This window comes from Mesorhizobium sp. M1A.F.Ca.IN.020.06.1.1 (assembly GCF_004023265.1).
Classification (GTDB): domain Bacteria; phylum Pseudomonadota; class Alphaproteobacteria; order Rhizobiales; family Rhizobiaceae; genus Mesorhizobium.
Genome location: NZ_RZSR01000105.1, coordinates 1 through 9,779 on the forward strand (window position 1 = coordinate 1; position 9,779 = coordinate 9,779).

The 9,779-nt window shown below is 63.8% G+C and carries 10 protein-coding genes and 1 pseudogene; 6 read left to right on the top strand and 5 right to left on the bottom strand.

Going from position 1 to position 9,779, the window contains the following annotated elements; translation table 11 throughout:
* The first annotated feature begins 126 nt into the window (after nt 1-126).
* The 5 genes from EOA60_RS07310 to EOA60_RS07330 all read left to right on the top strand — a co-directional run bounded on the left by EOA60_RS07310 (nt 127) and on the right by EOA60_RS07330 (nt 4,851).
* Nucleotides 127-558, top strand: a complete 432-nt coding sequence (locus EOA60_RS07310; RefSeq protein ID WP_066993122.1) for a hypothetical protein — start codon at nt 127-129, stop codon at nt 556-558.
* Nucleotides 559-866: 308 nt separating this feature from the next.
* The gene (locus tag EOA60_RS07315; protein WP_245322367.1) at nt 867-1,703 is read left to right on the top strand and encodes an ABC transporter permease; all 837 of its coding nucleotides are present in this window, start codon (nt 867-869) and stop codon (nt 1,701-1,703) included.
* 13 nt (nt 1,704-1,716) lie between these two features.
* Nucleotides 1,717-2,559 (top strand): ABC transporter permease, encoded by an 843-nt coding sequence (locus tag EOA60_RS07320; RefSeq protein WP_082953755.1) that lies wholly within the window; start codon nt 1,717-1,719, stop codon nt 2,557-2,559.
* The gene (locus tag EOA60_RS07325; RefSeq protein WP_095824592.1) at nt 2,556-3,698 is read left to right on the top strand and encodes an extracellular solute-binding protein; all 1,143 of its coding nucleotides are present in this window, start codon (nt 2,556-2,558) and stop codon (nt 3,696-3,698) included. Before EOA60_RS07320 ends, EOA60_RS07325 begins: the two co-directional genes overlap by 4 nt.
* The gene (locus EOA60_RS07330; protein WP_095824593.1) at nt 3,691-4,851 is read left to right on the top strand and encodes an ABC transporter ATP-binding protein; all 1,161 of its coding nucleotides are present in this window, start codon (nt 3,691-3,693) and stop codon (nt 4,849-4,851) included. Before EOA60_RS07325 ends, EOA60_RS07330 begins: the two co-directional genes overlap by 8 nt.
* Nucleotides 4,852-4,887: 36 nt before the next feature.
* On the opposite strand, the gene EOA60_RS07335 is transcribed toward EOA60_RS07330, so the two are convergent.
* Nucleotides 4,888-5,868: a GlxA family transcriptional regulator gene (locus EOA60_RS07335; RefSeq protein WP_066993111.1), complete on the bottom strand. Its 981-nt coding sequence runs from the start codon at nt 5,866-5,868 to the stop codon at nt 4,888-4,890.
* Here EOA60_RS07335 and EOA60_RS07340 point away from each other — a divergent pair.
* Entirely contained in the window at nt 5,867-6,187 is a 321-nt protein-coding gene (locus EOA60_RS07340) for a proline racemase family protein (protein ID WP_280950695.1), read from the top strand. The genes EOA60_RS07335 and EOA60_RS07340 overlap by 2 nt on opposite strands.
* Nucleotides 6,188-6,547: 360 nt before the next feature.
* Here EOA60_RS07340 and EOA60_RS07345 read toward each other — a convergent pair whose 3' ends face one another.
* From EOA60_RS07345 to EOA60_RS07360, 4 genes and pseudogenes are all read right to left on the bottom strand, one after another.
* Entirely contained in the window at nt 6,548-7,501 is a 954-nt protein-coding gene (locus EOA60_RS07345; protein ID WP_095824594.1) for an EamA family transporter, read from the bottom strand.
* A gap of 137 nt (nt 7,502-7,638) precedes the next feature.
* Nucleotides 7,639-8,208 (bottom strand): EF-hand domain-containing protein, encoded by a 570-nt coding sequence (locus tag EOA60_RS07350; RefSeq protein ID WP_245322378.1) that lies wholly within the window; start codon nt 8,206-8,208, stop codon nt 7,639-7,641.
* 135 nt (nt 8,209-8,343) lie between these two features.
* The gene (locus EOA60_RS07355) at nt 8,344-9,495 is read right to left on the bottom strand and encodes an FAD-binding oxidoreductase (RefSeq protein ID WP_095824596.1); all 1,152 of its coding nucleotides are present in this window, start codon (nt 9,493-9,495) and stop codon (nt 8,344-8,346) included.
* A 24-nt stretch (nt 9,496-9,519) separates the two neighbouring features.
* Nucleotides 9,520-9,779, bottom strand: a pseudogene (locus EOA60_RS07360) (aspartate aminotransferase family protein); the annotation flags it as partial.

Below are 9,779 nucleotides of genomic sequence, written 5' to 3' on the forward strand. Positions count from 1 at the left end.
TCTCGCAACCGGATTCAATCCGCCAGCCTTGGAACCAAAAGACCTGCGAGACTGTTCAGCTATCGTTTCATACAACGCTGACGTGCCCTGCCGGTTGGGCAATCGGCGCTTTCGAGGAGTCTCACCATGTCCAGAATTCGTTCAGCCGCGATTGCGGTCATCGCCGCTGTCGGCGTGAGCTTTGCCAGCGCTGCTCACGCCGACAGCGGCACGATCCGCTTCTCCATCTATAAGGCGGCCTTCTTCATCGGCGGCGCCGGCGGCGAAGGGACGCTGACCTTCCGTGGTCGCAACTATCCCATCTCGATCGGGGGCATCTCGGGCGGCCTCGCCTTCGGGGCTTCCAAGACCTATTTCAAAGGCACAGTGCGCCACATTCGCCGCGCCCGCGACGTGGCGGGAGTGTACGGCGCAGCGGGCGGCGGCGGCGCGCTCGGCAGAGGCGCTCAGGTGATCGTGATGACCAACGACAAGGGCGCCGAACTCCAGCTCACAGGCCGGCAGGTAGGCCTGCAGATCAATGCCGATCTCAGCGGCATGACCATTGGGCTGAAATAAGGGGCGGTCAAAGCGGTCATTCCCTCCGCCAATTGGCGCTACCTGATCCAGCCGCACCGAGTGTCCGGTAGAATGGGAAGGGCCCGATGTCGGGCCCTTTCCCTTGCTTGCCTGGACTGTTTGCGTGGAGGCACGGCACGACGCGATCGCCAACAGTCGGAGGCTCTCTGGCTCAATCGCCGCCTGTAGACATCGCGCTCCCAATCACCCAATCTGAGCTGCGGGAACAGAAGCGCTTCAAAGAAAGCGCGGACCTTCGGGTGCGCATGAAAAATCGATGGACCTTGTATGATCCACGGCTGGCCTGGATGCTTATCGCGCCGGTGCTGCTGCTCTTGATCTTCTTCCTGGTGCTGCCGATCGCCGTGATGTCGGTCTACACCTTCTTCACCTTCGTCACCGCCGGCGTGGAAACCAGCGCGCTGACAACCGCGAACTGGCACGAATTCCTCACCGACAGCTACTATCACGGCTTCCTGTTGAAGACGCTGCGGGTCGGCGCCATCACCGCGCTGCTCTGCGGCGTGCTCGGCTATTTTCCGGCCTATTTCATCTGGGCGACGAGCTTCAGGCACAAGTGGCTGCTGCTTCTCCTGCTCATCGTGCCGTTCTGGATCAGCTTCACCATCCGCACCTTTTCCTGGATCAACATTCTCGGCGAACAGGGCGTCATCAACGTGGCGCTCATAAAGTTGGGCATTGTCAGCGAGCCGCTGCCGATGCTCTACACCGAGGGCGCGGTGATCATGGGGCTGCTGCATTTCCTGCTGCCCTACATGATCCTCAACGTCTATGTCAGCCTGGAAAGCATCGACCGCACGCTGATTGCGGCAGCCCGCTCGATGGGCTGCACCAGTGCGCAGGCGTTTCGCGAGGTGACGCTGCCGCTTTCGCTGCCCGGCCTCGCGGCCGGCCTGCTGCTCTGCTTCGTGCTTGCCGCCGGCAGCTATGTGACGCCGCAGCTTCTGGGCTCGGGCCGCGACGCGCTGTTCGGCAATCTGATCTACGACACCATCATGAGCGAGCTGAACTGGCCGATGGGCGCCACGCTTTCGATCGTGCTGTTCGTCGTGCTCGGTTTCTTCGCCGCCATCTACACCCGCTACATGGGCATGTCGCAGATCGTCAAAGGCCTTGGAGGATGAGGGGATTGGGCGGATGAAGCCTGCACGCCGGAAAGAGGAAGGCAGATGGGCCTGGCGGCTGACTGGCTTCGTCACGCTCTGCGTCTACATCTTCATGTTCGCGCCGATTGCGGCGACCGTCATCCTGTCGTTCAACGCCTCGATGTTCGGCGGCTTCCCGATGACCGGCTTTTCGCTGCAATGGTACGGCAAGCTGATGGCCAATGAGGCGGTGCTGGCCGCGTTCCGAACGTCGCTGTGGATCGCCCTGGTCACTGCGGCCGCCACCACGGCGATCGGCGTCGTCACCTCGTTCGCGCTGGTGCGTTTCGAGTTCCCCGGCAAGCAGACGCTGAGCACGCTGGTGATCCTGCCGGCGCTGGTGCCCGAAACCATTCTGGGCGTCGGCCTCCTGGTGCTGATCAAGGCGGTCGACCAGCCGCGAACGTTGCTCCTCCTGGTGCTCGGCCATATTCTGCTCGCCGTGCCCTATGTGGTGCTGATCACCCAGGCGCGCATGGTGGGCATCCGGCGCGTCTATGAGGAGGCCGCGCTTTCGCTCGGCGCCTCGCGCTTCTCGTCCTTCCGCGAGATCACGCTGCCGCTGCTCATCCCGGCGGTCGTTGCCGGCGCGCTGCTCGCCTTCACCATCTCGTTCGACAACACCTCGGCCAGCCTGTTCTGGCGGCCGGCCGGCGTCGAGACCATGCCTACACAAATCCTTTCGATGCTGAAGATTTCGATCAGCCCGGAGATCAATGCGCTGGGCACGGTCATGATCCTGGTGACCGTCGGCATCCCGCTGATTGGCGGCATTCTCATGCAAAGCCTGACAAAATTGAGAAGACGAGGCGAACCAAAGGAGGAAGCAAAATGAAACTATCCACCACCAAACGGCTGGAACGGCTGCATGACCGCTACGTGAACGGCGATTTGAGCCGCCGCACCTTTCTGAGCCTGACCGCCGCCGCCGCGGCCTCGGCGGGCCTCTCCATGCCGTGGATGAGCCGCGCGCTCGCCGCGGTCGAGCAGGTGCGCTTCGACGGCTGGGGCGGAACCGTGCAGGAGGCGATCGACAAATACGCCTTCCAGCCCTACACAGCCAAGACCAAGATCAAGGTGGTCCAGGGCACGTTCGGCGACGAGAACGAGATCATCACCAAGATCAAGACGGCGAAGCCAGGCGACTTCCAGATCGTGCATTCGTCCGGCGTCAACTACTACATCAAATACGTCAATGCCGGCATGAACTCGGAGATCAACGAGGCCAACATTCCCAACATGGCGAATGTGCTGCAGCCGATGATCGAGCCGTTCCGCAAGCTGACGCCAAAGCTCTCGGCGGTGCCCTACGACTACGGCACCACCGGCATCGCCTACAACACCAAGGTGATCTCGCCCGAGGAGGCGAAGGAAAAGGGTGCCGGCCTGCTGCTCGACAAGAAATACGCCGGCAAGGTCGGCGGCTATGCCGACATGACCACCCGCGTCTGGTACGCGGCTTTGGCCACCGGACAGGATCCCAACAACATCACAGACATGGATACGATCTGGGCCAAGGTGCGCGAGACGCGCGACCTCGCCAAGAAATTCTGGAGCTCCGGCGCGGAACTGATGGACCTGTTGTCCAAGGGCGAGATCGTGGTGACCGACGCCTGGTCGGGCCGCGTCGCCGCCCTGCAGGATCAGGGCCATCCGATCGGCTATCTCGATCCGGCGGGCTCCTATGCCTGGATGGAGGACATGCTGATCCTGAAAGGCTCGCCGATGACCGAATGCGAAGAGCTGATCAACTTCATGCTCGATCCGGCGACCTCGATCGCGGTGGCCGAGGGCCAGAGCTACCCGCCGTCGCTCGACCCGACCAAGGTGAAGCTAACCGAGAAGATCGAGAAGCTGCCGGCTTTCGACAAGACCGGCTCGATGAAGGCGCTGACCTTCGCCGATCCGGTCTACTGGGCGACCAACGAGGACGCCTGGACCAAGCAGTGGGACAGGATCGCGAAAGGTGCCTGACAGAAGCGAAGCGTCACTCAGCCCCCGGCCGGTCTCGGCCGGGGCACCCGGCACAGCTCCCAACATGAGTGCGGAGCAGCAAGCGGTCGAGTTCCGCGACATCGACATCGCCTATGGCAAGTTCGTCGCGGTGCGCGACTTCTCGCTGTCGATCCGCAAGGGCAGTTTCGTCACCCTGCTCGGGCCGTCGGGCTGCGGCAAGACGACGATCCTGCGCTCCATCGCCGGGCTGGTCGACATTTCGGGCGGCCAGATCATGATCGATGGGCGGCGGGTCGACGACGTGCCGATCTACAAGCGCAACATCGGCCTGGTGTTCCAGAGCTACGCGCTGTTCCCGCACAAGAGCGTGTTCGACAATGTCGCCTTCGGCCTGAAGTATCGCAACGTGCCGAAGCCCGAGATCGCGCGCAGGGTCGGCCGGGCGCTCGACATGGTGCGGCTGCCGGGCAGCGAGAAGAAGCTGCCCTCACAATTGTCGGGCGGGCAGCAGCAGCGCATCGCGCTGGCGCGGGCCATCGTCTTCGAACCGCAGGTGCTGCTGCTCGACGAGCCGCTGTCGGCGCTCGACGCCAACATGCGCGAGGAGATGCGCGTCGAGATCAAGAAGATCCAGAAGGCAACCGGCATCACCGCCATCTTCGTCACCCACGACCAGGAAGAAGCGCTCTCCATGTCGGACCGCATCGTGGTGATGAACGCCGGCTCGGTCGAGCAGATCGGCACGCCGGAGGAAGTCTATGAGCGGCCCGCCACCGCCTTCGTCGCCGACTTCCTCGGCAAGGCCAACATGCTTGCCGGCACCGTCAGCAGATCTGACGGGCAGATAGCGGTGACGCTTGCCGCTGGCCAGACGGTCAACGTGATGTCGCCGCGGCCGCTGGCGCCGGGCAGCAAGATCACCGTGGTGGTGCGGCCGCAGAAACTGTCGGTCGGTCCTGCAGCAGGCGGCAACCGGCTCTCCGGCCGGGTCGTCTCGACCTCCTATCTCGGCGGCAGCGCCATTTACGAGATCGACTTCGGCGGCAAGACGAGCATCCGCGCCAACGCGCCGATCAACGGCCGCATCGTCCGGGAGGGCGAGATCATCGAGGTCGGGTTCGATCCGAGCGGCTGTGTTTTGCTGGACGAGAACGGGCAGCGGATTTCGTAGCCTACCAAGCCCCTGTTCGCATCGGCCTTAAGGAATTCACTGCTTCGCCGCTTGAGCAGCCAAGCGGCCTGGATGCCTGAGGTTGGTCGGCGTGATGCCGGTGTGCTGGCGGAATACCCGGCTGAAGTGCCCGGCATTTTCGAAGCCGCACCTGTAGGCGATGTCGCCTATCTGCAGGTCGCTGCCTTCCAGCAGCGACTTGGCGTAGTGAACCCTGAGCGCCAGGTACGCGGCCATCGGGCTCGTGCCCAGCTCGGTCGCGAAAAGACGCTCGAGCTGGCGCCGGGAGCAATTCAACCGGCTTGCGATCTCGGTGACCGATATCTTTTCCTGCAGGCTGCTTTCCATCAGCAGCAAGGCCCGTTTCACCGCACGGCTCGACGCTTCGGGAAACAGATCGCCGACGGGCTGCACGTCCCGGATGTTGCGGATGCGATCGAGCACGAGGATCTTGGCGGCCTTTTCCGCCGCCTTCTGACCGATGAATTGCGACACGAAATAACCGGCAAGGTCTGCCGCGCCGGTGCCGCCGGCGCATGTCGCGCGGCCGCGGTCGACGGAATAGAGGCTGTCGGCATGCGCATTCACATCGGGGAATTCGGCGCGAAAATCCTTGATGTGGAACCAGCTGACGGCGGCACTGTAGCCGTCCAGCAAGCCATAGCGGGCCAGCACGAAGCTTCCCGTGCACAGCGCGGTTATCGGCACGCCCTTGTCGGCGGCCCGCAGAAGGAAGGCCTCCTTTTCAGCGCTGAGATTGCGGTTGGTGTCGAGCAGACCTCCAACCACGACGACGTTGTCGAAATCCTCCGGATTGCCGATCGCCTTGGTCGGCAGCAATTCGACGCCGCAGCTCGCCCGGATCGGCAGGCCGCGCTCGCCGACGATCTGCCAGTCGAACTCCACCCTGCGGCTGCGATCGCCCTCGTCGCCGGCCAAACGCAGCGTGTCGATGAAAAGCGACAGCGGCGACAAAGTGAAATCGCGCACCAGGAGAAACGCAAACTTCTTGGCCATGCTTTTGCGGACCTCTCCCTTGCGTTATCCGAGGCTCATTCAGACAAGATCGCCGTCCGGGCTGTCATTGTGCCACCGATCCATCCGGTCGGCGCGCATGGCGCAACTTCGCGGCAAGGGCCGCCTGAAAGTCGGCGACAGCTTCCGCCAGGAAAGCCTGATCGGCACTGTCTTCGAGGGCCGTGTCGAGGCGGAGGTTGACGTTGGCCCTTTCAAAGGCATTCGGCCAAGCGTCGGCGGATGGGCGCAAATTATTGGCCACAATACGATCTTTGTGGACGACCGCGATCCGTTGGCCCACGGATTCCAGATCAGGTAGGCGCTTGCTTCGCTGCCTTGTCGTGGCCTCGGTCGTCCGAATGGCCGAGCATGCGAAGCGCACGGCCGATATTTACCTAAGCTGGCCAGTCTGGCCATCGTCCTTAGGGATGCGTTTCAATTGTATTAGCATTAGCGCATATTTCTATCAGCCGGTGCCCTCTTAGCGAAGTCCCCGTACTAGGTCCCCGCCGGTTAGGCCCGGTGGCCCTTGCCTTTCGCCACCAAACCCACAAGGGCTCCGGGCCGCTCCCGTGTCAGGGTGTCGACAGACCGTGTCATTCGAACCCCGAAGGACATCGGGCATGGGCGATCGACCGCGCCGATGCGGTAAACTCTCCTTGCACTTGCCATCACCGGGCTACGCGACGCGAGCCGCATGCGGCTTCAACATCGTGGCAAGCACGATGCCGGCGACGATGAAGGCGGCGCCGAGGAGATCGTAGTCATGCAGGCTCTCGCCGAGCAGCAGATAGGCGAGGATGGCGACGAACATCGTCTGCAGATAGAGGAGCATGCTCGCCCGGCTGGCGCCGAGCGTCGCCACGCTGCGATTGTAGAGATAGTACATCAGGGCGCCGCCCGGGCCCGCCAGATAGGCGAGCGCGAGCCAGCCATGGGCGTTCAAGGCGGAGCGTTCGTCGTTGACCAGTTCCCACAGATGGAAAGGCAGGGCGACGAGCGCGCCGGCGCCGAGCAGGAGCACCACCAGCGGCAACAGCTCGATGCCGAATTTGGACCGGCGCACCAGCACGGTGTAGAGCGCCCAGCAGAACGCGCTGCCGACGATCCACAATTCGCCCAGGTTGAACTGTAGCTGAAGCAGCGCCGCCAGGTCGCCATGCGCGACGATCACCAGCATGCCGGCGAGCGCAACCACCGCGCCGAGCGCCTGCCAAAGCCCGAGCGGCTCGCCGAGCACGAAACGCGCGAGCACCATCGTCATGACCGGAGACAGCGCCATGATGATGCCGGCGGTGGTCGCGTCGGTGTCGGCGAGGCCGCGGTAGATCATGCCCTGGCAGAGCGTCAGGCCGATCGCTCCGACGGCGGCGATCTCCAGCGGCCGGGATTTGAGAAGCGCGATCATCGCGCCGTGATGGCGATGCACGATCGGCAGCAGGATGGCGCAGGCGAGCGCAAGCCGCCAGAAGCAGAGTCCCCAGGGCGGCATTTCCGGCGCCACCCATTTTGCCGCGATATAGACGCCGGCCGACAGCAGCCAGCACAGCACCGCGGCCGGATAGCCGGAGAGCGAAGGTATCGAGGCGGCGGCGGACTGTTCGGCCGGATGAGCTATCGGCACCGCCTGCATGTCATGCCCCCGTTCAAAGAACGTCAGCGCCCAAGGATGGCGGCAATATATCTCAATCCCGGGCCGTCACATATATGCGCTTCCATGGACAGCGGCGGCCAAGATGCCTCGCTCTGGCTGGATGTGCTTCGGCGCCGCTACCGCATGCGCCCGCCACCGGAGCCATGCATGAACGACTGCAGCTCGTCCAGGTCGAGGCTGCCGTCGCCATCCTCGTCGGCGGCGTTGAAGATCCTGCCGACGATATCCTGAACTTCGCCCTGCGACAGTGCGCCGTCGCCGTCGGCATCCACTATCGCGAACATGACCTGCATACGGGCGCGGTGCATCATGCGCGGTCCCATCCGATCAGGTCTGCCAGCCATTCTGTCGCCGTCGCGCCGCGCTTGTCTGTCTTCGCGGTGCCAACGTCCGCCATGCCGGGGTCCCTGTTCAGCCGAACGATCTTCCTGCAGCTTCTCCTGGAGCGCGTCGTCGATCATCTGGCGGATCACCTCGCGCGTCGGACCTGCGGGTTGGGCGTTGGTTTCCGGTGTCGCGGTCGGTCCGGGCTTCTGCGGAATGGGCGTGGGCTCCGGCGCAGCACTTGTCTGGGCAAGGACCGGGAAGCTCATGAAAAGCAAGGCAGCAGCGGCGGCTGTGGTTCTGTACGGAAGTTTCATCGGGTTCTCCCTTGAGCTGTGACTGTCTCTCAAACTGAGATGCACAACCAACCTGCTCTCGATCCGATGGTTCCGCGCGAAGCGCCGACGGCCCAAGAAGTGTTTCGAGCCTGCAGAATGCCGGCGCGCTCCTAGGCGCGTGACACGGACTTCGACATCCCGCCAAGCTCCATCGCTCAATCACCTAAGAGCAATGTTTCGCGCTGCCGACGGCAGCAGGCTCTCGGTGCCGGGCGCGGAAACCGGGGCGCCGTGAAGAACCCAGTCGGCCGCGATCTGCCCGATCACCGGGGCCAGCTGGATGCCGTAGCCGCCGGCGCCGGCGGCGGTCACCAATGTCGGCTCGGAAGCATCGATCGGGCCGACGAAGGGGCGATGGTCGGCGGTCACGGGGTAAAGGCCGGCCCAGCCCCGGCCAAGCCGCGCGCCCGGCAGGTCCGGCAGCCGCTCGAGGAGAAGCTCCGCCAGTCTGACCTTCGATCGTTCGTCGCACTGGTCGTTGTAATTGTCGGGATCCTCCGGCGCGAGCGAGTCCACCTTGTGGATCTCGGCGATCAGTTCGGTGCTTTTCTCATGGCGGAAATTGAGGCCGCTGCCTTCGCCGTTCACCAGGTCCATGACCATCGGCATCGTGTAGCCGAGCGGCTCGTCGAGATGGATGACGACCGCCTCGTGACGCTCGGGCCAAATGTGCAGACGCTGGCCGAAGAGTTCGGCGACCTGAGGCGCCCAGGCTCCTGCCGCATTGACCACGACATCGCAATCGATCGGATCGCCGCTGGTCTCCAGCGTGTAGCTGCGCGCTCGCCGCCTTACCCCGAGCAGCTTGCGATACTGACGGATTTCGCCGCCCTGGGTGCGGACCGCCTGCGCCAGGAAAGTGCACATCTCGTGAGGGTCGAGGAAGCCATTGTCGGGCCCGAACAGCCCACCCTCCAGGCCATCCGGGTCGATGTGCGGCACGAGTTCCGCGAGTTCGTTCGCACGATAGAGTCGCGAGCGCAGGCCGGCCGCTTCCTGAAGTTCCACCGACTTTGCAAACAGCTCCATCTGCTTCTGCGTGCGCGCCAGCCGCAGGTAGCCGATATGGTTGAAGCCAAGCCCCTGGCTCTCCCATTGGCGGAAGCGGCGCAGCGCATGAACGCGAAGCATGATCTCGAACGGATCGGTAAATTGCGATCCGACCACGCCAACCGACCTGCCGCTCGATCCGGAGGCGATCGACTGGCCTTCGAGCACGGTTACGCGCGCGCCCTGTTCGACAAGGTGGAGGGCCGAGCACAAACCCAACGTGCCGGCGCCGATCACCACCACATGAGGAGAAGCTGTCATCCGTGATCCTCCTGTCGGCCTGTCTCAGGACTGGCGAGCGATCTCGCCCAGGGTCTCGTCGATCGCCTGCAGAATGGCGCGGGCGTCCGCCTCGGTCATCGGTGTCGACAGCGCGAACAGGCCATAGCTGGCCGACAAGACGCCGCGGCCAAGCAAGCCCTTGTGGAAGGCATCGAGCTTCCTGCGTTCGGCCTGGCCGGGATAGACGGAGCGGTAATCCGTGACGGGATGCGACGTGAAATGGACCTTGAAGAGCGAGCCCAGGCCGACGCATTGGCCGGCAA

Bases quoted from the DNA above. Each gene is read 5' to 3' on its own strand.
- EOA60_RS07310 (WP_066993122.1), top strand. From the start codon at position 127: ATGTCCAGAATTCGTTCAGCCGCGATTGCGGTCATCGCCGCTGTCGGC.
- EOA60_RS07315 (WP_245322367.1), top strand. From the start codon at position 867: ATGCTTATCGCGCCGGTGCTGCTGCTCTTGATCTTCTTCCTGGTGCTG.
- EOA60_RS07320 (WP_082953755.1), top strand. From the start codon at position 1,717: ATGAAGCCTGCACGCCGGAAAGAGGAAGGCAGATGGGCCTGGCGGCTG.
- EOA60_RS07325 (WP_095824592.1), top strand. From the start codon at position 2,556: ATGAAACTATCCACCACCAAACGGCTGGAACGGCTGCATGACCGCTAC.
- EOA60_RS07340 (WP_280950695.1), top strand. From the start codon at position 5,867: ATGCTTTTGCGGACCTCTCCCTTGCGTTATCCGAGGCTCATTCAGACA.
- EOA60_RS07335 (WP_066993111.1), bottom strand. From the start codon at position 5,868: ATGGCCAAGAAGTTTGCGTTTCTCCTGGTGCGCGATTTCACTTTGTCG.
- EOA60_RS07345 (WP_095824594.1), bottom strand. From the start codon at position 7,501: ATGCAGGCGGTGCCGATAGCTCATCCGGCCGAACAGTCCGCCGCCGCC.
- EOA60_RS07355 (WP_095824596.1), bottom strand. From the start codon at position 9,495: ATGACAGCTTCTCCTCATGTGGTGGTGATCGGCGCCGGCACGTTGGGT.